24 protein-coding genes are annotated in these 25,351 nt (G+C 63.3%); 19 read left to right on the top strand and 5 right to left on the bottom strand.

Features of this window, described 5'->3' with window-relative positions:
* The first annotated feature begins 7 nt into the window (after positions 1–7).
* The 5 genes from CNX70_RS02315 to CNX70_RS02335 all read left to right on the top strand — a co-directional run bounded on the left by CNX70_RS02315 (position 8) and on the right by CNX70_RS02335 (position 5,614).
* Positions 8–1,549, top strand: a complete 1,542-nt coding sequence (locus tag CNX70_RS02315) for a sugar ABC transporter ATP-binding protein (protein ID WP_244199009.1) — start codon at positions 8–10, stop codon at positions 1,547–1,549.
* Complete coding sequence (locus CNX70_RS02320) at positions 1,546–2,628, top strand: ABC transporter permease (protein ID WP_096233151.1); 1,083 nt, start codon at positions 1,546–1,548, stop codon at positions 2,626–2,628. The genes CNX70_RS02315 and CNX70_RS02320 overlap by 4 nt, the downstream gene beginning before the upstream one ends.
* Positions 2,625–3,599: a galactofuranose ABC transporter, permease protein YjfF gene (yjfF, locus tag CNX70_RS02325; RefSeq protein WP_096233154.1), complete on the top strand. Its 975-nt coding sequence runs from the start codon at positions 2,625–2,627 to the stop codon at positions 3,597–3,599. Before CNX70_RS02320 ends, yjfF begins: the two co-directional genes overlap by 4 nt.
* A 5-nt stretch (positions 3,600–3,604) precedes the next feature.
* A complete protein-coding gene (locus tag CNX70_RS02330) occupies positions 3,605–4,579 on the top strand; it encodes a glycoside hydrolase family 43 protein (RefSeq protein ID WP_096238238.1) in 975 nt (324 codons plus the stop codon).
* Between the two features lie 93 nt (positions 4,580–4,672).
* Positions 4,673–5,614 (top strand): LysR family transcriptional regulator, encoded by a 942-nt coding sequence (locus CNX70_RS02335; RefSeq protein WP_035823672.1) that lies wholly within the window; start codon positions 4,673–4,675, stop codon positions 5,612–5,614.
* A gap of 62 nt (positions 5,615–5,676) precedes the next feature.
* Here CNX70_RS02335 and CNX70_RS02340 read toward each other — a convergent pair whose 3' ends face one another.
* From CNX70_RS02340 to CNX70_RS02355, 4 genes are all read right to left on the bottom strand, one after another.
* Entirely contained in the window at positions 5,677–6,942 is a 1,266-nt protein-coding gene (locus CNX70_RS02340; protein ID WP_096233156.1) for a DUF6445 family protein, read from the bottom strand.
* 154 nt (positions 6,943–7,096) lie between these two features.
* Positions 7,097–7,828 carry a hypothetical protein gene (locus tag CNX70_RS02345; protein ID WP_096233158.1) on the bottom strand — a complete coding sequence of 244 codons (732 nt, stop codon included), beginning with the start codon at positions 7,826–7,828 and terminating at the stop codon, positions 7,097–7,099.
* Positions 7,829–7,859: 31 nt separating this feature from the next.
* Positions 7,860–8,684 (bottom strand): hypothetical protein, encoded by an 825-nt coding sequence (locus tag CNX70_RS02350; protein ID WP_096233160.1) that lies wholly within the window; start codon positions 8,682–8,684, stop codon positions 7,860–7,862.
* Between the two features lie 85 nt (positions 8,685–8,769).
* Positions 8,770–10,149, bottom strand: coding sequence for a caspase family protein (locus CNX70_RS02355; RefSeq protein WP_096233162.1), 1,380 nt, complete (start codon positions 10,147–10,149; stop codon positions 8,770–8,772).
* Positions 10,150–10,337: 188 nt separating this feature from the next.
* Between CNX70_RS02355 and CNX70_RS02360 the strand changes: the two genes are divergently transcribed.
* The 13 genes from CNX70_RS02360 to CNX70_RS02420 all read left to right on the top strand — a co-directional run bounded on the left by CNX70_RS02360 (position 10,338) and on the right by CNX70_RS02420 (position 24,656).
* Positions 10,338–11,102, top strand: a complete 765-nt coding sequence (locus CNX70_RS02360; RefSeq protein WP_167389597.1) for a hypothetical protein — start codon at positions 10,338–10,340, stop codon at positions 11,100–11,102.
* Complete coding sequence (locus CNX70_RS02365; RefSeq protein ID WP_096233167.1) at positions 11,099–12,121, top strand: hypothetical protein; 1,023 nt, start codon at positions 11,099–11,101, stop codon at positions 12,119–12,121. The genes CNX70_RS02360 and CNX70_RS02365 overlap by 4 nt, the downstream gene beginning before the upstream one ends.
* Before the next feature lie 28 nt (positions 12,122–12,149).
* Positions 12,150–13,010, top strand: coding sequence for a hypothetical protein (locus tag CNX70_RS02370; protein ID WP_096233169.1), 861 nt, complete (start codon positions 12,150–12,152; stop codon positions 13,008–13,010).
* Position 13,011: 1 nt separating this feature from the next.
* Positions 13,012–14,652 carry a hypothetical protein gene (locus CNX70_RS02375; RefSeq protein ID WP_244199011.1) on the top strand — a complete coding sequence of 547 codons (1,641 nt, stop codon included), beginning with the start codon at positions 13,012–13,014 and terminating at the stop codon, positions 14,650–14,652.
* Positions 14,627–15,538 (top strand): glycerophosphodiester phosphodiesterase, encoded by a 912-nt coding sequence (locus CNX70_RS02380; protein ID WP_096233171.1) that lies wholly within the window; start codon positions 14,627–14,629, stop codon positions 15,536–15,538. The genes CNX70_RS02375 and CNX70_RS02380 overlap by 26 nt, the downstream gene beginning before the upstream one ends.
* A 204-nt stretch (positions 15,539–15,742) precedes the next feature.
* Positions 15,743–16,768: a LacI family DNA-binding transcriptional regulator gene (locus CNX70_RS02385; protein WP_244199012.1), complete on the top strand. Its 1,026-nt coding sequence runs from the start codon at positions 15,743–15,745 to the stop codon at positions 16,766–16,768.
* On the top strand, positions 16,768–18,255 hold the full coding sequence (locus tag CNX70_RS02390; protein WP_096233175.1) for a sugar ABC transporter ATP-binding protein: 1,488 nt from the start codon (positions 16,768–16,770) through the stop codon (positions 18,253–18,255). The genes CNX70_RS02385 and CNX70_RS02390 overlap by 1 nt, the downstream gene beginning before the upstream one ends.
* Before the next feature lie 9 nt (positions 18,256–18,264).
* On the top strand, positions 18,265–19,254 hold the full coding sequence (locus CNX70_RS02395; RefSeq protein WP_096233177.1) for an ABC transporter permease: 990 nt from the start codon (positions 18,265–18,267) through the stop codon (positions 19,252–19,254).
* 88 nt (positions 19,255–19,342) lie between these two features.
* On the top strand, positions 19,343–20,278 hold the full coding sequence (locus CNX70_RS02400; protein WP_225243231.1) for a substrate-binding domain-containing protein: 936 nt from the start codon (positions 19,343–19,345) through the stop codon (positions 20,276–20,278).
* Between the two features lie 78 nt (positions 20,279–20,356).
* Positions 20,357–21,409 carry a sugar phosphate isomerase/epimerase family protein gene (locus tag CNX70_RS02405; protein ID WP_096233181.1) on the top strand — a complete coding sequence of 351 codons (1,053 nt, stop codon included), beginning with the start codon at positions 20,357–20,359 and terminating at the stop codon, positions 21,407–21,409.
* Between the two features lie 9 nt (positions 21,410–21,418).
* Positions 21,419–22,567 (top strand): Gfo/Idh/MocA family protein, encoded by a 1,149-nt coding sequence (locus tag CNX70_RS02410; RefSeq protein WP_244199013.1) that lies wholly within the window; start codon positions 21,419–21,421, stop codon positions 22,565–22,567.
* A gap of 15 nt (positions 22,568–22,582) precedes the next feature.
* Complete coding sequence (locus CNX70_RS02415; protein WP_096233186.1) at positions 22,583–22,870, top strand: 2Fe-2S iron-sulfur cluster-binding protein; 288 nt, start codon at positions 22,583–22,585, stop codon at positions 22,868–22,870.
* A gap of 118 nt (positions 22,871–22,988) precedes the next feature.
* Positions 22,989–24,656: an outer membrane protein assembly factor BamB family protein gene (locus tag CNX70_RS02420; RefSeq protein WP_157750880.1), complete on the top strand. Its 1,668-nt coding sequence runs from the start codon at positions 22,989–22,991 to the stop codon at positions 24,654–24,656.
* An 18-nt stretch (positions 24,657–24,674) separates the two neighbouring features.
* Here CNX70_RS02420 and CNX70_RS02425 read toward each other — a convergent pair whose 3' ends face one another.
* On the bottom strand, positions 24,675–24,986 hold the full coding sequence (locus tag CNX70_RS02425; protein ID WP_096233190.1) for a hypothetical protein: 312 nt from the start codon (positions 24,984–24,986) through the stop codon (positions 24,675–24,677).
* Between the two features lie 91 nt (positions 24,987–25,077).
* Here CNX70_RS02425 and CNX70_RS02430 point away from each other — a divergent pair, with 91 nt between their 5' ends.
* Positions 25,078–25,347, top strand: a complete 270-nt coding sequence (locus tag CNX70_RS02430; protein ID WP_096233192.1) for a MoaD/ThiS family protein — start codon at positions 25,078–25,080, stop codon at positions 25,345–25,347.
* Positions 25,348–25,351: the final 4 nt, after the last annotated feature.

Genomic DNA, 25,351 nt, shown 5'->3' on the forward strand with positions numbered 1-25,351 from the left:
TTGCCGCATGATGAAGACGCAAGCGCATCACACGGCCGCGCCAGCTCCCCTGCTGGAGTTGCGCGGTATCAGTAAAGCCTTTCCCGGCGTCAAAGCCCTCAGCGATGTTGCCCTGCGCCTGTATCCGGGCGAAGTGCACACGCTGATGGGGCAAAACGGCGCCGGGAAATCGACGCTGATCAAGGTGCTGACGGGTGTTTATACGCCCGACAGCGGCCAGATTTTGCTCGATGGCAAAGCCATCGCCCCCGCGTCCACGTCGGACGCTCAGGCGCTGGGCATCAGCACCGTGTACCAGGAAGTCAATCTGTGCCCGAACCTGTCGGTGGCGGAAAACATTTTTATCGGCCGCTACCCGCGCCGTTTCGGCATCATCGACTGGCGTTCCATGCAGCAACAGGCGCGTGCCTTGCTGCAGCAATTGCAGATCGATATCGATGTCACGGCGCAATTGTCCAGCTTTCCGCTGGCCATCCAGCAAATGGTGGCCATTTCGCGCGCGCTGAATATTTCGGCCCGCGTGCTGATCCTCGATGAACCCACGTCCAGCCTCGATGAGGCGGAAGTCAATCTGCTGTTTTCCGTGCTGCGCCGTTTGCGCGAGCAGGGCATGGCGATTCTGTTCGTCACCCATTTTCTTGACCAGACCTACGCCATTTCCGACCGCATCACCGTCATGCGCAATGGCGAGCGCGAAGGGGAATATGCGTGCAGCGAGCTGTCGCGCCTGGCGCTGGTGAACAAGATGATCGGCGTGGCGGCCGACACGCAGGAACAGGCGCTGGATCTGGCGCAAGAAGCAGGCGCGGCCAGTTTCGGTCCCGCCGTGCTGGAAGCGCAGGGCCTGGGCCGCAAGGGCGCCTTGCTGCCCATGGATTTCCACATCCGCCAGGGTGAATTGCTGGGCCTGGCCGGTTTGCTCGGTTCGGGCCGCACGGAACTGGCGCGCCTGCTGTTCGGCGCCGACAAGGCCGATTCCGGTTCCATCACCATGCAGGGTCAGCCGCGCCAGTTCGCCGTGCCGCGCGACGCGATTGCCCGGGATATCGGCTTTTGCTCGGAAGACCGCAAGCACGAGGGGGCGATTTTGTCGCTGTCCGTGCGCGAAAACATCATCCTGGCCTTGCAAGCCCGCACGGGTTTGCTGCGCGCGATTCCCTATAAACGCCAGCAGGCGCTGGCCGACGAATACGTGAAGGCGCTGGGCATCAAGACGGCCAGCATCGAAACGCCGATTGGCAGCCTGTCGGGTGGCAACCAGCAGAAAGCCTTGCTGGCGCGCTGGCTGGTGACCTCGCCGGCCATGCTGATCCTGGACGAACCCACGCGCGGCATCGACGTGCGCGCCAAGCAGGAAATCATGAGTTATGTGAGCAAACTGTGCCGCAAGGGCATGGCGATTCTGTTCATCTCGTCCGAGCTGCCGGAAGTGCTGCGCTGCAGCGACCGTATTGTGGTCATGCGCGACCGCAAGGCCTGCGGCGACTATGCGCGCGGCGAGCTCGATGACAGTTCCGTGCTGCAAGTGATTGCCGGAGACGCCACATGAGTTTATCCACACCCTCCAGCGTGCCCTTGGCGCGTGCGGCTTCCCTTACGAATGCTTCTATGTTGCAGAGCGTCTTGCACCACCCTTTGAGCCGCCCCCTGGCCGCGCTGCTGTTGCTGCTGCTGGTTGATTTCTTCGCCATCCCCGGCTTTTTCCATCTGGAAATTCGCGATGGCCATCTGTACGGCAGCGTGATCGACATCGTCAACCGCGCCGCGCCGCTGATGCTGGCCGCGCTGGGCATGACCCTGGTGATTGCCACGCGCGGCATCGATATTTCCGTGGGCGCCGTCGTGGCCCTGTCCGGCACCGTGGCCGCCATGCTGATCGGCGGCACCATGGTGATGGACAACGGCGTGCCGACCTATGTGAGCAACATCCCCATGGGCTGGGCCCTGGCCGCCGCCCTGGGTGCGGCCCTGCTGTGCGGCGCCTGGAATGGCGTGCTGGTGGCCGGTCTCGGCTTGCAGCCCATCGTCGCGACCTTGATATTGATGGTGGCGGGGCGCGGCCTGGCGCAACTGCTGACGGATGGGCAGATCGTCACCGTCTACTACCAGCCGTACTTTTTCATCGGCAGCGGCTACCTGTTCGGCTTGCCGTTCTCGCTGTTCCTCGTCGCGGCGGTCTTCATCATCACGGCCGTGCTGATGCGCAAGACGGCCCTGGGCCTGTTCATCCAGGCCGTCGGCATCAACCCCGTTGCCGCGCGCCTGGCGGGGATCAAGACGGCCACCCTGATCTTTTTCGTCTACGTGTTTTGCGCCGCCTGCGCTGGCCTGTCGGGGTTGATGATCAGCTCGAACATCAAGAGCGCGGACGCCAACAATGCGGGCCTGATGCTGGAACTGGACGCCATCCTGGCCGTGACCCTGGGCGGGACGTCCTTGGCGGGCGGTAAGTTCAGTCTCGTGGGCAGCATGATCGGCGCGCTCATCATCCAGACCCTGACCTACACGATTTATTCGCTGGGCGTGCCGCCGGAAGTGAACATGGTCGTCAAGTCCGTCGTCGTCTTCCTCGTCTGCCTGTCGCAATCGTCGGAGTTCAAGCAATTGCTGCATCGGAGAAAAGCATGAAGGGCTTGCTGCACACCCCGTATTTCACTTCGCTCGTCACCGTCTTGCTGCTGGTGGTGATGCTGGGCCTGGGCGGCGCCGCCTATCCGGGCCTGCTGTCGACGCAAGTGATCTTCAACCTGTTGATCGATAACGCCTTTTTGCTGGTGATCGCCGTCGGCATGACTTTCGTGATTGTTTCCGGCGGCATCGATTTGTCCGTCGGGTCCGTGCTGGCCCTGTCGACCATGATCGCCGCCTGGCTGCTGAACGTGGCGCACTGGCCGCCGCTGCTGGTGATCGCCACCGTGCTGGCGCTGGGCAGCGTGTTTGGCGCCGGCATGGGCGCGCTGATCCATTATTTCAAGTTGCAGCCCTTCATCGTCACCCTGGCTGGCATGTTTCTGGCGCGCGGGCTGTGCTACTTGATCAGCATTAATTCCATCACCATCACCGACCCGCTGTTCGTGGCCATGTCGCAGACCCAGCTGGGTTTCCTGGGCGGCTTCGTTTCACCCGGCGTGGTGATCGCCGTGGCGACCTTGCTTTTGGCCATCTGGCTGGCGCACGCCACGCCATTCGGCCGCGCAGTGTATGCGATTGGCGGCAATGAACAGTCGGCCCTGATGATGGGGCTGCCCGTGGGCCGCACCAAGGTTTTCATTTACGCCTTCAGCGGATTCTGTGCGTCACTGGGTGGTGTGCTGTTTGCGTTCTACATGCTGTCCGGCTATGGCTTGCATGCGCAAGGCACGGAACTGGACGCGATAGCCGCCGTCGTCATCGGCGGCACCTTGCTCAGCGGCGGCTACGGCTACGTGGCCGGTGCTTTGTCCGGCGTGCTGGTGCTGGGCACCATCCAGACCCTGATCGCCTTTGACGGCACGCTCAGCTCGTGGTGGACCAAGATCGTCATCGGCGGCTTGCTGTTCGTCTTTTGTGTCGTGCAAAGACTGATGGCCATGGGCCAGAAACATACCAACGGGAGTTAACTTTGATGTTGAAGCAGAATAAACGTGCCGCAGCCATCGGCATGGCGGTGGCGCTCGCCTGTATTGCAGTCAACGCGCCGGCGGCCAATCCCATCGTGAAAAACATCTACACGGGCGATCCGGCCGCGCTGGTCGACAATGGCAGGGTGTATTTGTACGTCGGCCACGATGAAGCGAGCGCCACCGACACGGACTATCGGATGAACGAGTGGCGCGTGTATTCCACGTGCGACATGGCCAACTGGACGGACCACGGCTCGCCCGTGCGCTTTTCCACGTTTGCCTGGGCCGGCAAGGATGCCTGGGCCGGCGACATCGTCAAGCGCGGCAATAAATACTATTTTTACTCGACCGTCGACCATAAAACCATCGCCGGCAAGGCCATCGGGGTGGCCGTGTCCGACAGCCCGACGGGGCCGTTCGTCGACGCGCGCGGCAGCGCCCTGATCACGAACGACATGACGAAACAGACGGCGATCCCGTGGGATGACATTGACCCGGCTGTTTTCATCGACACGGATGGTCAGGCCTACCTTTACTGGGGCAACACGGTCTTGAAATACGCCAAGCTGAAAGCCAACATGACGGAGCTGGACGGCCCGATTCTGACCTTCGGCATGGATGCGTTCACGGAAGCGGCGTATCTGCACCAGCATGCGGGCACGTATTACCTGTCGTACTCGCGCAACTTCCCCGAAGAAACGGCGTATTCGACAGGGCCGACGCCGACGGGGCCGTGGCATTTCCGCGGCGCCATCATGGACAAGAATGCCGTGGTGAAAACCATCCACCAGGCCATCATCGAATTTAACGGCAAGTCCTACATCTTCTATCACAACGACAAGTTGCCCGGCGGCGGAGAATACCGGCGCTCCGTGGCCGTGGAAGAACTGAAATACAAGCCGGACGGCACGATCGAATTCATCCATCAAACGGCTGGCCCGGCAGCCAATCCCAGCGCCGCCTGCAAGGCATCCTGAACGCTTGTTGAGCACCTACAAAAAGGAGACACACCGATATCTGGAATATCGATATTGAGTTAAAACTGATATCGATCATGATATGATTTATTCATGGATACCCTCAACCCCAACTGGTTCTTGCGAGCCCGCCTGAAGACGCGGCAATTGCTGCTGTTGATCGCCCTTGACGAGCAGCGCAACATCCACCGCGCGGCGGAAGAATTGCACATGACGCAGCCGGCCGCGTCCAAGCAAATCAAGGACCTGGAAGAGATGCTCGACGTGCGCCTGTTCGACAGGTTGCCGCGCGGTATGGAGCCGACCATCTACGGCGAAACGATGATACGCCACGCGCGCATGGCCCTGACGAGCCTGTCGCTGGCGCATGACGACATCGTCGCCCTGAAGTCGGGTCTCACGGGCCAGGTGGAAGTGGGCGTCATCATGACGCCGGCCATGGCCTTGCTGCCGCGCGCGATTGCCCGCATCAAGCAGCAGGCGCCGCTGATGCGCATCGGCGTGCACCTGGAACACAGCAATACCCTGATGGACATGCTGCAGCATGGCACGCTCGATTTCATGATCGGGCGCATCCTGGAAAAGGAAAGCAGCGCGGGACTCATCTACGAGGAATTGACGGAAGAGCCGGCCAGCGCCGTGGCGCGCAATGGCCACCCGCTGCTGTCGCGCAAGAATCTGCAATTGAAGGACCTGGCGGGCCAGCCGTGGATCTTGCCGCCGCAAGGCAGCATCCTGCGCCACCGCTTCGACATGATGTTCCGCCGCGCCAGCCTGGAACCGCCCGTCGACGTCGTCGACACCACCGCCTTGCTGCTGATCACGTCCCTGCTGCAGCAAACGGATTCCCTGCACGTGATGCCGACGGAAGTGGCGCACTACTACGAATCGTTGAACGTGCTGAGCATCCTGCCCATCGAGCTGCCATGCAAGATGGATGCCTTCGGCATCATCCGCCAGCAGGATCATTTGCTGTCGCCGGGGGCAGATATGCTTTTAAAAGCTGTGCGGGCCACGGCGGCGGACATGTATTAAACCCAACGGCAAATGCTGGGGTCAGACCCTCAGGGTCTGACCCCAGATTCTGCTTTGGGGTTTTAATCGGGCACTTCAAAAAAGAACAGCTGCACCAGTCTGCCATTCTCCGGCGTGTCGCCAAATACATTGCTGATCGAGTGAAAATAATGGCCCTTGTAGACGATCAATCGGTTGTGGCGCATCGGCACTTCCAGCAGCGCTTGCCAACTGTCGCGCTGTTCCTGTAAATCGTTGAATTTTTGCACTTTACTGTTCGGCAGCCAGCGTTTCTGGAAATCCTTGAAGCTGGCGTAGCCGCCCGCTTTCACGTCCGCTTCGGCTAATCTCCGGTACCAGCCGCTGGGGTGGTGGCGCCAGAACGTGGTGCCGCCCTGGCACTGCTCGGGCGGGTTCAGATACAGCACGCCCGCATAGAAATTGAAATTGTTGCCCGTCTCGTTGTCCACATGGATATCCGTGCGTGCCATCGCGTCTGCATAGCTGAGGCGATACGAGCCATTGTCGGGCGAAATGAAACGGATGGGGCGGCCCAGCGCCGTGGCGATGCGCTCCATGATGGCCTGGCTGGGCTGGCCCGCCGTCTGGCTGCCCGGATAGTTCTGTCCCGCATAGCGCTGCTGCTCGAACGGCAGAGCCAGCGCCTGGGCGCGCCAGGCGGCGGGATCGGGCAGGAAATCGTCGAGGATGTGCAAATCCGTTTCGCGCAAAAAATCCTGCAGCGCTGGCGCGACGTTGAGCGGTGTCAACGTTTCCGCCTGTTCCGCTTGCGGGCTGGCAAAGCCGATGCGGCACGTGTGCGCCAGCGCCGGATGCAGCGCCAGCGCTTGCGCGTAGCGGGCCAAAGCCAGATCCTGCTGTCCCGTGCGGTAGTACAGTTCGGCCAGGCCCTGCAGGGTTTGCCAGCGCTGCGGACGCAGGGCATGGGCGCGTTCCAGTTCGGCGATGGTGTCCGCCAGCCGCTGTTTTCCCAGCAGCAATTCCGCGTGACTGATGGAGAAATCGTGCTCGTGCGGCGCCAGCCGCGCCGCCGTGGCGTAGCTGGCCAGCGCCGCCTCGCTGTCCGTACCACGCAGCACGTTGCCGAGGTTGTAGTGGAACAGGGCATTGTCGGGCTGTTGCTTGAGCGACAGTTTTAACAGGCCCAGGCCGATGGTGCCCTGGCCCAGTTCCAGCATGGCCAGGCCCTGGAAATGCTGCGCTTCGGCCAGGGCCGGGTCCTGTTGATACGCGGCCTGGTAAGCGTTGATCGCCTCGATCAGCTTGCCTTGCTGCTGCAGTTTCCGGCCCTTGGCCAGCTGTTGTTCCGCCAGTGTCTGTTCGCCCATGTCTCACTCTCGATGTTGTTGGCGAATAGTGTAACTGCAAGTGGCGAGGTCGTGAACCCAAAACGAAGGCTGGGGTCGGACCCTGCGGGGGAAAGCGCCCCAATGGGGCACTTTCCGATCGCGCAGCGACCGACCCCGGTACCTGCCCTTGGGTTTATAGCGCTTGCTGCACAGGAATTTCTTCCCCGTTCAGCTTGATCGCCACCTTGACGATCTGCGCCTTGACCTGGTTGCTGGCCATGTCCGCTTCCTGGGCGTAGGCATACACGACGATGGCGAAGTCCTTGTAGCCGCTGCGCGCCGCCTCGATCTTGCGGGCCGCCTCCTGGTCCACTTTCAGCAAGGAATAACCGTCGCCATTCGTGAACGCCAGCTTGTAGTCACCGTTGTCATACATGTAGTAATACGTGCCAGCGTCGGCGAACTTGGCGGGGAAGGCGGCCTTGTCCATGGCGTAGGGCGACAGCGCGCCCTGGCCATTGATCTGGTAGCGCAGGTAGCGTTTGGTTTTCGCTTCGCTGACCTTGGCGTCGATCTGCGGTTTCAGCGCGTCGAGCACTTCTTGCTTGCGGAAGGCGTCGTTGCTGCCCGCATATTCGCGCGAGATGCGCTGCGCCACGGCCGCATAGTCAGCTGGTACGCCGGACAGGGCGATGTAGCTGTACATCAATTGGTTGCCGCTGGTGATGTCGATATAGCTGGCGCTTGGCGTGGCCGGGTCCGCTTGTGGCAGGCTGGCGGCGGCCGCCTTGACTTGCGCCTTGGCGGCCATGTCGGCGATATTCGCGGCGACGGGGGCGGAGGCGGCCGGCGTGGCGGTGTCGGTCTTGCCGCAGGCGGACAGGATTACGGCGATGGCAAGCAGGGCGGGGAGGGTACGGTTCATGATATTTCCTTGAGTGAATGTGTGAGGTGACTTAGCCGATGGTTTTACGTTTGTATTCGCCGACGCCGTAAGCGGCCAGGACGATGGAAGACGCCAGCACCAGGTAAAAGCCGATGCCGAACGACAAGCCTTGCCACACTTGCCCCAGCATTTCGCTGGCCATCTGCTCGGCCATGCGGGCCGCGCGGCTGCCCATGATGCCGCCCATGGCGTTGCCCGCATCGCTGACGGCGCCCTTGATCTTGATGAACAGCAAACTGCTGTGGATGACGACGAACAGCAGCGGCGCGCACTTGCCCAGTGCGGCTTTCGGGCTATTGCTGGCCATGGTGGCGCAGCAGGCGGCAATGGCCAGCAGGAAAAAGAATTGTGCGGAGGTAAAACCGCCGCCGCCATCGCGGGCAAAGCTTTCCAGGCTGTCGGCGGACAGGCCCAGCAGCTGCCAATACGTGCGCGAGACGGAGGCGAACAGGCGGATGCCGATGGTGTTGAAGATAAAGGCGCCGGCGATCAGCACGCCAAGAGTCGCCAGCACCTTGATGCCCAGCGCCGAGACGGCCTGGCCCCACAGTTGCTGGCCCTTGTCGCGCGCCAGCTTGGCCGCGCCGGCCATCTCTTCCTGTGCCAGTTGCTGCGTTGCCACGGCGCTGACGGTGGCGAGGCTGCCGGCGTCATCGAAGCGCACGTCGACGACGGCGTTGATGGCGGGCGCCACGTCCGAGCGCCAGTGCGTGGCCACGTCGAAGGCATGTTGAATGCCGGCCACGCTGACGGAACCTTGTCCGCTCGGTTGGTAGGCGAGAATGCGGCCCCGTTGGCCGGTGGTAATGGTTGCTGCTGGGCTGGATGCTTGCATGGGATTTCCCTGGTCACTGTCATGCTGTATTGCATGTACCCACGGATAACGGGGGCAGTTCAGGGAAATCTAAAATTATTTAAAACTATTTTTTTGGCGGCTGTAAAACGTCCTTGGCGGCACCCTGGTAATCCTTCATCAAGCCCATGAAGGCGTCCTGCAAGTGGCGGGCCGCATCCTGCGGCGGCGCGCCCGTACGCCGCGCCAGGTCGAATTTGTAGGCGTGCGCAGCCGTATAGCCCGCCTGGGAGGCAGCGTCCAGCAGCACGCCGGCGCGTTTTAATGAGGCGGGGTCGCCCTTGACCATCAGCAATTCGGCCAGATAAGTCTGGGCAATCGGAAAATCCTTGGCGGCCGCCTTTTCCAGCCACTGCATGCCCGCCTTCGGCTGTTTGATGCCTGCATCGCCGCCGCCGATGCCATAGCCGAGGGCCGTCAGCGCCACCAGGTCGCCACTGCGCGCGCGCTTTTCCAGCTGCTGGCGGGGAAACGGGCGGGCCGCGATTTGCATGCGGATTTCATAGTTGATGTCTTGTAAGACATTGCCTGGCCACACTTTCGCGCCAGAGGCGGTGGTGGCGGGCGCTGGCGCTGGTGCCGGGACGGGGGCACGCATGCCGTTGTTGCCGGAAGCCAGCACGCCCGGCGCCGGCTGGCTGACGCCCTTGCCGCTGCCCATGTTCAGCACCAGGCGCGCCGACGTTTCGCCAAACGAGACGCGCGGTTTTTGCACATCGTGCGTCATGGCAGCGACCCGCGCCGCCACTTGCGAGAAGACGTCGCCCATCGGCAAGCCCGGCGCATCGAGCGCGTCGAGCAGGGCGCTGGTATACGGGCTGTTGCGCGAATCGGGCGACCAGAAATCGCGCGCCAGGGCGCCCGGTCCCGCCGAATAGGCGATCACCACGCCGCGTGGCGCTTGCGTGTCGGCAAAGCCATGGCTGGCCGCATTGCCGCCGCCGGGAACCATCACGGCGCCGCCGCGCGTATATTCCTGGCGACAAGCGTCGAGGATCAGCACGGCGCCGCGCGCGCCCGTGCGCTGCAGATTGCCCGCCAGGCTGGAGACGGACACGCCCTGCGCGGCGATGGCGGCAGCACTGAGCGCATTCATGTTGGCGCCCAACGGCAGCACGTAATTGGCCTCGCCTGCCTGCGCGCCGTGGCCCGCGTAAAACACCAGGGCGATATCGGCGCCGCGCGCCTGCGTGGAAAACTCGGCCGACGCCTTTTGCAGCTGCGCCGCAGTGATGTCCGTGCGCAACAGTACTTCAAAGCCCAGGCGGCGCAAGCGCTCGGCCATGGCGCGCGCATCGTTGACGGGATTCAATAGCGGCTGCGGATAGGCCGCGTTGCCGATCACCAGGGCGATGCGCTTGCCGGGAGCCGCTGGCACAGCGGCGTGCGCCACATTGCTGCCCAGTAAAAAGAACAGACTGAAAAACAGGGGAATCAGGCGATGCATGGGCTTCTCGGGAATTGTCGTGAAAGTAACAAAAGTTAGCGATTTTTACTGTGATATGAGAAAATTGCTTAAATGCATTTTACCTTACTGACAAGTTTCTCTTGTCTGGCCAGCGCATTGCTAGTTTGCCTGTGCGCATCGCCGCCGGCCAGTGGCGCGTGCCGCCCCAACACACGATCGGACCGGCTGTGCAATCGGAACAATTTGAACGGATTCATGCTTTCTGGACCCGCCGCCAGCAGCTGACACAAGGCGAACTGGGTGAGTTTTACCAGCGCGTCATCGCCGCGCTGACCCCATGCCGCCCGCGCGAGGCGGCCTCGCTCGGTGATTCCCTGGCGGATTTGCGCCACCAGTTCTTCATCGAAAAAGTCCTGCACAGCGACAGCGACGCGGCGCCCCACCACGTCGGTGCTTTGTTCCTGTACTTCAAGCGCTTCATCATCGACCAGCTGCGCAAGCAGCGCGACGATGAAGATGCCGATGCGCAAGAGGGCTGCGAGCTGCGCGCGCCCGACGCCTATGCCGAACCGCTGCGCGATTACCAGCTGACGCCACGGCAAGTGCGCGAGGCGGCCGACGTTTTTATCGCCACCTTGCCGCGTGACTTGATCTTGCTGCTGCGCCATTGCGGCTGCGGCGGCATGCCCGTCAAGGAACTGGCCGAGCAGATCGCCTCCGCGCATTACCACGGCGGCAAGCTGGGCCTGGTGCACAGGCAGAAGGGCGATAGCCTCAGCGCGGGACGCCAGATCGTCGAAGCGGCCCACCGTTCTACTCTGCTGGGCAGCTGGGTCTTGAGCTTGCTCAAGCTGCGCGTGGGCGATGCCCTGACCGCACGCGATCTGCAGGCGGCGCAAATAGTTTTGGATATCTTGTGCGTGGCCGCGTTATCCCTGCAGCTGGACCCGATAACCACCTCCCCGAACCCTGATGAAAGGCCACCGGCATGACTGCATTGACGCCCTCGCTGGCCATCGTTGCCGCGCGCCTGCCATCTCCCCCATCGTCCGCCGATTTGCTGGACGCGGAGGTGGGCGGCGATACCCCCGACTGGCGCGGCATTGCCGTGCCGGAACACTTAATGCAACGCTTTGCGCGCCGCAGCGATGCCGCGCCCTTGGCCGCGCGGCCCATCGCGGGCGGACAGATTCACTTGCTGGCGCGCTGTCCCGGCTTCGGCGCCGTGCTGCTCGATGCCTGGGACAGCACGCGGCAGCGCTGGCGCGGCTGGCTCGTCACGCCCGATACGGCGTATGCGGATGCCTGCGGCCTTGTGGTCGAAGAGCGCGACGCGCCCGCCGATCCCCGTGCCGGCCTGGTGCTGTGCGACATGCCCGTGACGTTGGCCGTGACGGACCTGGGCGCCTGCCTGGGCGTGTTCAGCCAGGAGCGCCTGCAGGCAGCGCGCTGGCTGGAAACGCATGGCCGCGCGAATGTCGCCACGGCGGCGCCCGGCGTGATCGCCCGCGTGGCCCTGCCCGGCGACGATTACGCCTTGATGGGCACACCCTTGTCGCGAGACCTGGGCAAGGATGGCCGCCTGGCCTACCGGCAATTACTGCGCCAGGGGCTGCAGCAGTTGCAGATCGCCCCGGCCGATGCTCTGGCACCGGTAGCCACGCCAGTCAGGGCTGCGAATGCGAACCGCTGGCTGAAGCTCGTCACGGCCGTGGCCGCCAGTGTGATGCTGGTGCAATCGGCGTGGCTGTTCCTGCCGAAAGATCAGGCCGTGGTCGGCAATGCGGAATTCCGTAATGGCGGCAGCGGCGTCGAAACGGGCGTGCGCACGCGCGTGCTGTTCCGCGCCGAGGCCACGGAAGCGGAAATTCGCACCTGGCTGCAGCGCGAGCAGCTGGAAATCGTTGCCGGACCGGACACCCTGGGCGCCTTCACGCTGTTATCGCGCGACCGCCAGAAAATCTTGCCGCCACCGGGACCGGGCAATCCCCTGGCCGTGATCAATCCCTGAATTGTGAAATAAGAGAAAGTTATCCAGCATGACAACGTATAAGAATTTTGCATCCGCGCACTGGCGCACATTGATCGCTGGCGTGGCAGTTGGCGTCCTGTTGACGGGCTGCGCCATGACGCCGAACGGCCGTGGCGGCGTGATGGTGGGCATCGATACTGCCGAGTTGTTCGGCACGCCGATTTCCACCTTCCGCTTGCGCGACGGCACGGAAGGCACCTTGCGCAAGGACCCGCAAGGCAAGTATTCGATCAAGCTGTCGCAGGCGTTTCGCGTCGTGCCGCTGGCCAAGGCGATGACGGCCCGCGTGGCGAGGGTGGAAAATGTGGGCGAGCGCACAGTGGTGATCGTGGAAACGCAGGAGCGCGGCTGCGCCTACCGCTATGAAGTGCTGGCTTTCCAGGGCACGGACGTGCTGCAGTGGACGGTCGGCAATTGCAAGGACCGCCCCCGCGTGGAGCTGGCGGCGGACGCGAAATCGCTGAATATCGACTTTCCCAACTACAACCGCCTGTCGCGCATGATCTACACGGACAACCGCTTGCTCAACGCCAGCGTGGCCGTGCCGCCCGGCGTCGATACGCGCGCCCAGCCGTTTGCCGACGACGCCTTGCGCGCCACCGGCCCCGTCATCGCCACCCTGCCTGGGAGCGGCAGCGACAGCGGCCGCGTGATTCCCGCGCCGCCGGCAGCCGCCCCGGCGCCCGCCGCCGCGCCGAAAGCGGGCAGCCGCGCCAGCGCCAAACCGCGCCGCCAGGAGACCCCGGCCAGGGCGGCGGCGCCCGCCGCCATCGGCCTGCCCGCGCCGCGCAGCGCAGCACCTGCGGCGGCGCCGATGATCTTCCAGGCCGAAGAGATCAAGCCCGTCGTCATCGATTTGAGGAAATAAGATGGCCGCGAGTTTGCGCAGTCTGCAAATCCGGCAGACCTTGATCCTGATCGTCCTGACGATTATTTATCTGTGCTTCGAGCTGGGCTTCAATGCCCGCCTGCTTGACGTGGTGGGCGGCGACGTCAAGCCGCACGACGTGGAGGGCGTGGAATTCTATGGCCGCAGCCTGTCTGGCATCGCCGCCGCGCTGGTGGTGCTGCAACTGATGTGGCGCCGCCGCCTGAAGAACAATGGCAGCGGCCCCAGCTGGAAAAAGATCATCTTCTGTTGCCTCGCCACGGCGGCGGTCGTATTCGGCATTTTGAAAACCACGGTCACGGTGCTGGTCGAAACGCGCGATGCGCAGTTTCGCCGCCTGGCTTTCAATACCACCCTGATGCAGCGCTCGCTGGTGGGCGGCAGCCTGCAATTGCAGGGCCTGGTCGATGATCCCACCCTGTTTGCCAAGCCCGAAGGCAAGGCCTTCCTGGCGCTGTTCCCGTTCCTGGCCGTCTCGGTCGGCCATCTCGACGAGCGCATGGAGCCCGCCAAGGAACAGTTGATCAATTTCAACGTCCGCAAGATCGCCGGCGGCGCGGCCGGTTACTATGACAAGTACCAGAAGGCGATAGGCGAGGTGCACGAGAAGTGGAAATTGTATTCGGGTATCATTCCCGACGACGATGCGGGCTTGCGCCAGCAGCAGGAATCGGCATGGAGCGATTACCGGCAAAGCCTGTCGCGCCATGGCTGGCAACCGGAATCGGTGCCGGCGCGCCGGCGCGCGGCGGTGGTCAATAATGTGCGTAAAAAGGTGCCGGTATCGGCCAACTGGCATCCTGCCGATCAATTGAGTTTCCGCGCCGCCGTCAAGCGCCGCTATGCGTCGGAAGCGGCCAGCAAGGGCTTGAACATCAAGGGCGAGCGCATTCCGCCTGGCTTGTCCTTCCCCGCCTTCGTGGCGCGCCCCGGCATCCAGGCCGTTCTGCGCGACGGGCCGGACGGTGGCGACGGTAGCGAAGCGAGCAAGGGCTTGCGGCTGCCGAAGGGCGCCGTGGTGCAAGACGCGTATGCCAGTCCCGCCGAGTTCAGCCGTCTGTTCGACCAATTCGCCGCGCGCCAGACGGCGGAAAAGCTGGTGGAATATCGCGCCAGCCGCAGCGACTTCGAAGTGGGCGGCAAGTATTTTGCAGAGGGCAAGGAAGCGGCGCGCGCGGCCATCGTGCCGCCCGTGGCCCTGTTCTTCTCCCTGCTGGGCGCCATCGGCCACTTTTCGAAACTGCTGTACCTGATCGCCACGGTGGGCTTGCTGGTGCTGGCGGCGCGCCGCGGCGAGCAGGCGGGTGCCGATGGCCAGCTGAGCCGCCGTTCCGCCTGGATCGCCACGGGCGTGCTGGCCGGCGCCTTCCTGGGAACCTGGGGCATCTTGTCCCTGCTCGACAACAACGTCACGAAGAGCGACTTGTTCCGCCAGATGCTGGACTGGAACCGCCAGGCGGCCGACGACAGCACGCGCTGGCAAATCGCCGGCAAGGGCTTGCTGGCCAATATCACGCACGTCGTGGCGGTGGGGCAGGGTTACAGCTACCCCGTCAACGAAGCGATCCGCATCAATGTTTTGCAGGGAATCGAATATGGTTATCATCCGCAACAAAAATAAGGCGGCCGCCCTGGCCTTGCTGCTCTGCATGGCCAGCACAGCCGTCCAAGCCGACTGCCTGGGCATGAAGGTGCACGCCCACCGTGGCGCCGGCAATGCGCCGGAAAACTCGCTGAGCGCGCTGCGCAACACGTATTTCGGCACCTGGGATGGCGTCGAGACGGATTTGCAGCTGCTGGGCGACGGCAGCTGGGTGGTGCACCACGATCTGCTGACGGGCAGAGTCGTCGATACGGGCTCGCCCCGTACCGTGAAGCAACTGACGGCCGACGACTGGCGCGCCGCCAGCATGAAGAACCGCGGCGTGGTCACGGCGGAAACGCCGCCCTTCGTCAGCGATGTCGCCGGCCTGGCGACGGCCTTCCCGAACAAGACCCTGAACGCGGAAATCAAGGATGTCGTGTCGTCGTGCGCGCCGATTGCCACCCTGGTGGGGCAGTTGCGCGCGAACATCAAGCATGGCAACTGGTTCCTCACGTCGGGCGTGCCGAACAACCTGGCGTGCGCGCGCCGCGCCGATCCGCAAGGCTACCTGGGTTTGCTGGTGTTTGACGCGCGCAATGCGCAGGCGGCCGGCGCGAACCGGGTCAGCCGCTATATCGCGAAAAATGCCCGTCCGCCCAAGCTCGACAAGCCGTGGCTGCAGCGCGTGCAGCAGCAGATCGGCATGCCCGCCGGTGTGCACGTGGACGCGCGCAGCCTCGACGCCAACCCGAATTTGCTGGCCGACGCGGCCAGCCTGAGCATGCCCGTCTTCGTCTACGCCGTCGATGGCGACTCGGCCCTGGCCGCGTCCTTGCTGCGCGCCCAGCAGCGCAGCCACCGCTGGCCCAGCGGTGTCATTCTTGACGGCAATCCCGAAACGTTTTGCGCGATGATGAAGTAAGTTATCTCTTCTCTGCGAGACGGTGGTTTTGCCGTGCAGCAGAATACCTCGCCGCCACAGAAATAGCCGCTTGCGGCGGGCCCGTGCAGGGCCGCTTTTGCCGCCTTCCTTGCCTATTTTTTGCGCATTGCAGCATCGAAAATGTTTGCATCGCGCGCGCGACTGGCTTATAAATGTAATCGATTACATTTATGTGAAAACCCCATGCAGCCAGCCGTTCCATCCCCTTTGCCGACAGAAACCGTCTCCATCAGCGCCGTCGCCGCGCATGCGGGGGTGTCGGTGGCCACCGTCTCGCGCGTGCTGAACGAGCAAGCCGGGGTGCGGGCGCCCACGCGCGACAAGGTGCTCGCTTCCGTGGCCGCGCTCGGCTACCGCATGAACCATCTGGCGCGCAGCCTGCGTACGGCCGAGAGCCGCATGCTGCTGACCATGGTGCCCGATGTGGGCAACCCGTTCTATGCGCAGATCGTGCGCGGCATCGACACGGTGGCGCGCGAGCACGGCTATTTCGTGCTGCTATGCGACACGGGCGCCGATGCGGGCCGCGAGCGCTCGTATTTCGACTTGCTGCGCATGCACCGCGCCGACGGCGCCATCTGCCTCGATCCGGACACAGTGCAGCATGCCCTGTCGCATGAGTCCGTCAGCTTGCCATGGGTGGCGTGCTGCGAATTTGACCCCGCCGTGGCCGTGCCCTATGTCGGCATCGACAACCACCGCGCCGCCTCCGACGCCGTCACGCATCTGCTGTCGCGTGGCCATACGCGCATCGGCCTGATCAACTCCGATGAACGCTATCTGTACGCGCGGCAACGCCAGCAAGGCTATCTGGACACCCTGGCGGGCGCCGGCCTGCCCGTGCTGCCGCAGTGGGTGCACACGGTGCAAAGCCTCGACTATGAAGCGGGCACGGCCGCCACTTTGCGCATGATGGCGCAGCCCGATGCACCGACGGCCATCTTTGCCGTCTCCGACACCCTGGCCATTGGCGTGCTGAGCGCGCTGCGCCAGTTGGGAAAACGCGTGCCGGAAGACGTGGCCGTGATTGGCTTCGACGACATCGCCATCGCCGCGCAGATCGACCCGGGATTGACCACCATCGCGCAACCGATGCGCGAGCTGGGCGAGACGGCGGCGCGCTTATTGCTGCAGCGCCTGGCCAACCCGGCGGCCAGCGTGCCTGGCGTGCTGCTGCAACACCGATTAATTTTGCGAGGGAGTGCATAGTGAGCGTTGCCGTCGGTTTCGAGGGGGTCTGCAAGGATTTCGGCCCCGTGCGCGTCTTGCATGGCGTCAGTTTTACCTTGTCGCCCGGGCGCGTGTATGGCTTGCTGGGCGAAAACGGCGCCGGCAAGTCGACCCTGATGAAAATCCTCGCCGGCTACGAGAGCGTGAGCGAAGGGCAGTTGCTGATCGATGGCCAGCCCCGGCATTTCACCAGTTCGCGCGCGGCGGAGCTTGCTGGCATCGTGCTGATCCACCAGGAATTCAATCTGGCCGAACACCTGACGGTGGCGCAGAACATGTTCCTGGGCCATGAGAAAACGCGTGGCTGGCTGCTCGACGAGGCCGCCATGCGCGAGGAGGCGTCGCGCTATTTGAAACAGGTGGGGCTGGACGTCTCGCCCGAGACGAAAATCCGCGACCTGATCGTCGCTGAAAAGCAGCTGGTGGAAATCGCCAAGGCCCTGTCGCGCCGCGCCCGCTTCCTGATCATGGATGAACCCACGGCCACGCTGACGTCGTCGGAAACCCAGCGATTGTTCGCTGTCATGGCCCAGTTGAAAGCGGACGGCGTCACCATCCTCTACATTTCCCACAAGCTCGACGAGGTGGAGCGCAACACGGACGAGGTCATCGTCATGCGCGACGGGCGTTTCGTCACGCGCGAACCGACGGCCAGCCTCACGCGCCAGCAGATGGCGAACCTGATGGTGGGGCGCGAATTGTCCGACATGTTCCCCGCGAAAGTGCCACTCGCACCGGATGCGCCGATCCTGCTGAAGGTCGATGGCCTGTGCGTGCCCGGCTGGTCGAAAGACCTGTCCTTCGAGGTGCGCGCCGGTGAAGTGCTGGGCTTTGCGGGCCTGGTGGGCGCGGGGCGCACGGAATCGTTCGAGGCACTGCTGGGCTTGCGCCCGCGCAGTGCGGGGCTGATCGAGATCAATGGCCAGCCGGTGGACATCCGCACGCCCAAGCAAGCCATGCAGCACGGCATGACGTATTTGAGCGAAGACCGCAAGGGCAAGGGCTTGCATGTGAACCTGGGCTTGCGCGAAAACCTCACCATGATGACGCTGCAGCGCTATGCGCGGCCGTGGCTCGATGTCAAGGCGGAGAAGGCGGCGCTGGCCAGGGCCGTGCTTGACTTCAATATCCGCACGGGCGACCTGGACAGCCGCGTGCGCATGTTGTCGGGTGGCAATCAGCAAAAGCTGGCGCTGGCGAAATACCTGCATTCGGACCCGCGTGTCGTCGTGCTCGACGAGCCCAGTCGTGGCGTGGACGTGGGCGCCAAGCGCGACATTTACTTTTTGATCCACCGCCTGGCCGCCGAAGGGCGCGCCGTGATCGTGATTTCATCGGAACTGATCGAATTGATCGGCCTGTGCCACCGCGTGGCCGTGATGCGCGCCGGCACCTTGCAAGCCACCCTGTCTGCTGACCACCTGACCGAAGAGGAGTTGATTGCCCATGCAACCGGCACGCACTGACACCACCGTATCCCCGCTCGCCGCCGCCGTTGCCAGCTTCGGCGCGCGCATCAAGGGCTTTGGCCCGTGCTGGGCTTGTTATCGCTGTGCATCGCGGGAACCTTGCTCAATGGCGACTTCGCCACCCTGGACAACCTGATGAACGTGCTCACGCGCACGGCCTTTATCGGCATCATCGCCGTGGGCATGACCTTCGTCATCATTTCCGGCGGCATCGATTTATCGGTGGGCTCGATGGCGGCGCTGATCGCTGGCTGCATGATCTATTTCATGAATGCGCTGGCGCAAGGCGCGGGCGGCAACCTGGCGCCGATCACCATGCTGGTGCTGGGCATCGCCATGGCCTTGATATTGGGCGCCGGCTTTGGCCTGATGCATGGCTTGCTTATTAGCAAGGGCAATATCGAACCGTTCATCGTCACCCTGGGCACCCTGGGTATCTTCCGCGCCGTGCTGACGTACCTGGCTGATGGCGGCGCCCTGACCCTGGACGCCACCCTGTCCGAGCTGTACAGCCCCGTGTATTACACGAGCGTGCTGGGCGCACCGATCCCGATCTGGATTTTCCTGATCGTTGCGGCGTTTGGTGCCATCATTCTCAATCGCACCACCTTTGGCCGCCACGTGCAGGCGATTGGTTCCAACGAGCAAGTGGCGCGCTATGCGGCCATCAACGTCGACAGAGTCAAGATCGCCACTTACATGCTGCTGGGCGTCTGCGTGGGCATCGCCACTGTGCTGTACGTGCCGCGCCTGGGCTCGGCCACGCCGACGACGGGCTTGCTGTGGGAACTCGAAGCGATCGCCGCCGTCGTCGTCGGCGGCACGGCCCTCAAAGGGGGAGAAGGGCGCATCGTCGGCACCGTGATCGGCGCCATCCTGCTCTCCGTGATCAGCAATATCCTGAATTTGACCAGCATCATCAGTGTCTACCTGAATGCCGCAGTGCAAGGCGTGGTGATCATCGCCGTCGCCTTCCTGCAGCGTGGCCGCAAATAAAAACACAGCGGCGTTCTGAAAGGGCAGCCAACGGGCGCCCACAACCTTGGAGGAGAGCAGCATGAAGAGCTTTAGACGGGTAGCAGGGATGGCAGTGCTGGTGATGCAGGCGTGGGCCTTGCCGAGTGCGCAGGCGGCTGAAAAGCTGGTCGTCGGCGTGGCCATCCCCACGGCCACGCACAGTTTTACGTCCGGCATCGTGTGGTGGGCGAACCAGGCCAAGGCGGAGCTGGAAAAGGCCCATCCGGGCTTGAAAATCATCGTCAAGACGGCCGCCACGGCGCCTGAGCAGGCCAACCAGTTGCAGGACATGTTGACGGTGAACAAGATCAACACCCTGGTGATCTTCCCCATCGAATCAGCCTCGCTGACGCAGCCCGTGGCGCAAGTGAAAAACAAGGGCGTGTACGTGACGGTGGTGGACCGTGGCTTGACGAACACGCAGTCGCAGGATGCGTACATTGCGGGTGACAACACGGCGTTTGGCAAGCTGCCGGCCGAGTATCTGGCGAAAAGTTTGAATGGCAAGGGCAATATCGTCGTGCTGCGCGGCATGCCGACCACCCTCGATAACGAGCGCTACGACGCGTTTTCCGCCGTGATGAAAGGCCATCCCGAGATCAAGGTCCTGGATGCCAAGTATGGCAACTGGAACCGCGACGATGCCTTCAAGGTCATGCAGGATTATCTGACCCGCTTCAAGCACATCGACGCCGTCTGGGCCGCCGATGACGACATGGCCATCGGCGTGCAAAAAGCCATCGCGCAAGCCAAGCGCACGGACATCAAGCAAGTGTTCGGCGGCGCGGGCGCGAAGGGCGCGGTGAAAAAGATCATGGACGGTTCCGATCCGCTGATCGTGGCCGACGTGTCGTACTCGCCCAAGTTCATGTACGACGCCATCAAGCTGACGACGGAAGCGCGCCTGAAAGGTGATAAATTGCCGGCCAACACCATCATCCCCTCGGTGCTGATTACGCGCGAGAATGCCAAGCAGTTTTACTTTCCGAACTCGCCTTTTTAACGACACCCCAAAACAAGGGCTGGGGTCAGACCTTAAGGTCTGACCCCGGATTTCGGTTTGGGTTAACAGGACATCGATATGAAAACCATCCAGGGCCCGGCCATTTTCCTGGCCCAGTTTCTCGGCGACGAGCCGCCGTTCGACTCGCTCGAGCACCTGGCGCAATGGGCGGCCGGCCTGGGCTACAAGGGCTTGCAGCTGCCCACGGCGCCGCGCCTGTTTGATCTGGAACAAGCGGCCAATAGCCAGCAGTACTGCGACGATGTGAAAACCCTGCTGGCGCGCCATGGCTTGCAGGTGACGGAATTGTCGACGCATTTGCAGGGCCAGCTGATCGCCGTGCATCCCGCCTATGACGCGCTGTTCGACGGCTTTGCGCCCGAGCACGTGCGGGGCGATTCGGCCGCCCGCACGGCGTGGGCCACGCAGCAATTGCTGTGGGCGGCCAGTGCCTCGCAGCGCCTGGGTCTCACGGCGCACGTGACGTTTTCCGGCGCCCTGGCCTGGCCGTATCTGTACCCGTGGCCGCAGCGCCCGGCGGGCCTGGTGGAGACGGCGTTCGCGGAACTGGCGAAACGCTGGCTGCCCATCCTCGACGCGTTTGATGCGGCCGGCGTGGACCTCTGCTATGAACTGCATCCGGGCGAGGATTTGCACGATGGCGTGACCTTCGAGCGCTTCCTGGCCGCCGTCAGCGACCACCCGCGCGCGGCTATCTTGTACGACCCCAGCCACTTCGTGCTGCAGCAGCTCGATTACCTGGCCTTCATCGACATTTACCATGCGCGCATCAAGGCGTTTCATGTGAAAGATGCGGAATTCCGGCCGAACGGGCGCCAGGGCGTGTATGGCGGCTATGGCGACTGGCAAGACCGGGCCGGGCGCTTCCGCTCGCTGGGCGATGGGCAGATCGATTTCAAGGCGATTTTTTCCAAGCTGGCGCAGTACGACTTTCCCGGCTGGGCCGTGCTGGAATGGGAATGCTGTCTGAAGCACCCGGAGGATGGGGCGGCAGAAGGGGCGCGTTTTATCAGTGACCACATCATCCATGTGGCCGAACACGCATTTGACGATTTCGCCGGCAGCGCGGTGGACCAGGAGCAAATCCATCACTTGCTTGGCTTGAAATAAGGAGACGACATGCAGCGACGCTTACGGCTGGGCATGGTAGGGGGCGGGCAGGGCGCATTCATCGGCGCCGTGCACCGCATCGCGGCGCGCATCGATGACCAGTATGAGCTGGTGGCGGGCGCCCTGTCGTCCGACCCGCAGCGTGCGCGCGAGAGCGGCGCCGCGCTGCATCTTTCACCTGAACGCTGCTACAGCGACTACCGCGCCATGGCGCAGGCGGAGGCCGCGCGCGCGGACGGCATCGAGGCGGTGGCCATCGTCACGCCGAACCATTTACACGCACCCGTCGCCACGGCTTTTATGGAAGCGGGCATCCACGTGATCTGCGACAAGCCGCTGGGCATCTCGCTGGCCGAGGGACAGGCGCTGGCGGCGCTGGCGCAACGCAAAAACCTGCTGTTTGCGCTCACGCATACCTACAGCGGCTATCCGCTGCTGCGCCACGCCAGGGCCATGGTCGAGGCGGGCGAGATCGGCGAGCTGCGCCTGGTGCAGGTCGAATACTCGCAAGACTGGCTGGCCGATGCGATCGCGGCAGGCGGCATGAACGAAGGCAATTGGCATAACGACCCGCACAAGGCCGGTCCCGGCGGTACTCTGCTCGACGTGGGCTTGCACGCGTATCATCTGGTGCAGTTCGTCAGTGGACTGACGCCGCATGCCGTGCTGGCGGAGTTGTCGACCTTTGTTCCGCACCGCACCCTGGACGATCACGTGCAGGTGATGTTGCGCTACGCCAACGGGGCCAAAGGAACCCTGTGGGCTAGCCAGGTGGCGACGGGCTGCGAAAACACGGTGCGCTTGCGCTTGTTCGGCAGCAAGGCGCAGCTGGACTTTGACCAGGAACAACCGAACGCGCTGTGGTGTACACCGCAGGGCGGCAACCGCCAGTTGCTGCGCCCGGGCCGGGTCGACAGTGCGGCCGCGCGCCACGCCACGCGCGTGCCGGCCGGCCATCCGGAAGGCTACCTGGAAGCGTTTGCGCAGCTGTACCTGGATGCGGCCCTGGCCATCCGCGCCCTGCAAGCGGGCTTGCCCGTGCCCGAGGAAGCGCGCTGGCTGCCGACGGTGTTTGACGGCGTGGCGGGCCTGGCCTTTGCCGAAGCCGTGCTGCGCAGCCATGCGGCTGGCGCGCAGTGGACGACCTTGGCAAGCTGACTGTTACACTGGGGCATGCGCTCCTTTACCATCACCATCCTTCCGCAAGGCTGGCAATTCACGGCCGAGGCCGGCACCACCGTGCTGGCCGCCGCAGAGCTGGTCGGCATCCGCCTGCTCAGTTCCTGCCGCAACGGCACTTGCCGCACGTGCATCTGCCACATGCCCGAAGGAAAGATACGCTACACGGTGGACTGGCCCGGCATCAGCCCCGATGAACGGCTCGACGGCTACATCCTGCCCTGCGTGGCCGTGGCCGAAAGCGATCTCACCTTGCAGGCGCGGGCCGTGCGCCGCACTTGATGTTGCCTTGCACTGGTGAGAATGTGTGATATTTTTTGTATTTTTTCATGTTAAAAGATTTGATGAGTTTTGCATCTTGCCATGGTGGCGGATGGGAAAGCCAGAACATGGAAGATACATGACTATAACGATGCAAGGATCGTATCGCGCCGCCGCGTTACCTGCCCTGATGCTGGCGTTGCCATTCATTGCCAGTTGTGGCGGAGGGGGCGGAGTCTTCGGGCCGGAAGAGCGCCGTGTGCTGCACCTGTCTGAAGTGAGCAGCAACTGCAACATGGCGCCGGGTGAAGCCTGTACCGACGTGAACGTGGTGGTGCGCAGCGATTTGGCCGAGCGTCCACTGTGGAGCGCCACCGACGCGAACGGCGTGACTGTTTTCCAGCTATCGGATCATCAGAAACTGTCGGACAACAGCTGGCGCATCACCTTCAAGCCCGTGCCTGGCCTGGCGCCTGGCACCTACACGGGACGGATTACGCTGTCTCCCCTGAATTTGTTCGAATTCGAATACAGAAATTTGCCCGAAAGCATCCCATACCAGGTGGTGGTGGCGCCGCTCAAGGGCAATATGCCGGCCCTGGGCGCGTTGCCGGGTGCGGTGGACTGGGAAGGCACGAATGGCAATGCGGCACACACGGGTCTGGTGCCCGTCGATCTCGATGCGGGCAAATTTTCGCGCCGCTGGACGTGGGAATACGCTGGCGGAGAAAAAACTTATCGTGTGAGTCCGCCAGTGGCCGCGAATGGCCTCGTCTATTTCTCGCTGGAACAATCCGCGGCGGATAGCCAGGATGCGAAGAAAATCATCTATACCAATACCTTGATGGCCCTGTCGGAGCACGACAGCAGCGTGCAATGGCGCACGCCGCAGACGCTCGATGGCGCACTGAGCGCGCCTGGCGTGTCGGGCACGCGCCTGGCGATGGCGGGCTTGGCCAGCGTCCATACGTTTGACGCCGTGAGCGGCGTCAAGCTGGCCACTGCCACGCAGCCGCAGACGAACGGCATCTTGACGGCGAGCTCACCGCTGACCGCCCCCACGCTGGCAGGCGCGAGCGTTTATGTCGGCGGCAACAACGACGTCATCAGCGCCGATGCCACGACGGCCCGCAATCTGTGGTCCGCCAGCCTGGGATTATCGAAGTTGGGCAATGTCGACGAGTGGACGCCGGCCGTGAATGCCAGCACGGTGTACAGCAATACGGTGGGTGCCTTGCGCGCGTTCAATCGTGCCGATGGCGCGCAGCAATGGAGCGTGGCCGTGCCGGGAAAGGTGGTGACTGGATTGAGCCGGTCCAGCCTGTATCAGGCACCCGTGCTGGCCGATGCGCACAGCGTACTGCTGTTGAACCAGCGTCTTCCCACTAGTTTTCCCGTTGACAACAGCCTGACCCTGGTCGACACGGATAGCCACCAAGTGCGCTGGAGCGTCAATGGCCAGTTCACCACGCAGCCCGTGGTGGCGCAGGGCGTGTTGTATGTGGGCAATCACGCCACGGCGTCGCTCGAAGCGCGCAGCCTGGCGACGGGTGCCGTGCTGTGGAGCTGGCCCCTGTCGGCGGTCAAGGAAGAGCGCTTTGGAGGCGACCTGATCGTCACCAACAAGCTGCTGTTTATTGCTGGCCAGAAGGGTACGTACGCGCTGGATCTGGCCAGCCAAAAAACCGTCTGGAGTTTCCGGATTGCCGGCACGCTGGCATTGTCGCGCAATGGCGTGCTCTACATCCGTTCGGTGAGCGACAACGGCAACGGCATGTCGCGCGTGACGGCCATCAACCTGCAATAGCCGCTTGCCACGCGGTGGCTAGGCCTTGCCTGGGCCCTTGAGGCGCTGCAGCAGCGCGTCCACGCTGTCGCTGACGGGCAAGCCGTGGCGGCGCAGCAGTTGCACGTGCAGCACCAGGTTTTCCAGCACCAGCTTGGCCGCCACTGCCAGCAGGGCCAGGTTGCGGTCTTCCGGGCTGAAACTTTCCATCGCATCGGCCATCTCGCACAGGTGGTTGGCGATCAGGCCGCGCAATTCCTGCTCGTCGAAAGGCAGGTCGGCAAAATCGATGGGATCGGCCACTTCCACTTCCTGCATCAGCACCGCTAGTTCTTCCGGGGTAATCGTCATGCCTGGCCTCCTTGTGTGCTTGCCGCTATTTTAATTGTATTGGCCGCACAGCGGACTAGAATGAGTCCAGGCCGATGACGTCGAAGGCAGCATGGCGCACTTGCATTTTACCCAGCAACTGGCACGTTTCCTGGACGTCCCCACCGTGGACGTGGCCGCGCCACGCCTGCGCGCCGCTCTCGATGCCGCGTTTGCGCAGCAGCCGCGCCTGCGCGGCTACGTGCTCGACGAGCAGGGGGTGTTGCGCCCCAACGTGGTGATCTTCATCGATGGCGCCCGCTGCCGCGAGCGGCGCGTGCTGGACGACGTCTTGCGGCCCGACAGCCAGGTGTATATCTTGCAGGCACTTTCAGGAGGTTGACGCC

Origin of the sequence: Janthinobacterium svalbardense (assembly GCF_002327145.1) — a bacterium.
In the GTDB taxonomy this organism is placed as follows: Bacteria; Pseudomonadota; Gammaproteobacteria; order Burkholderiales; family Burkholderiaceae_D; genus Janthinobacterium; species Janthinobacterium tructae.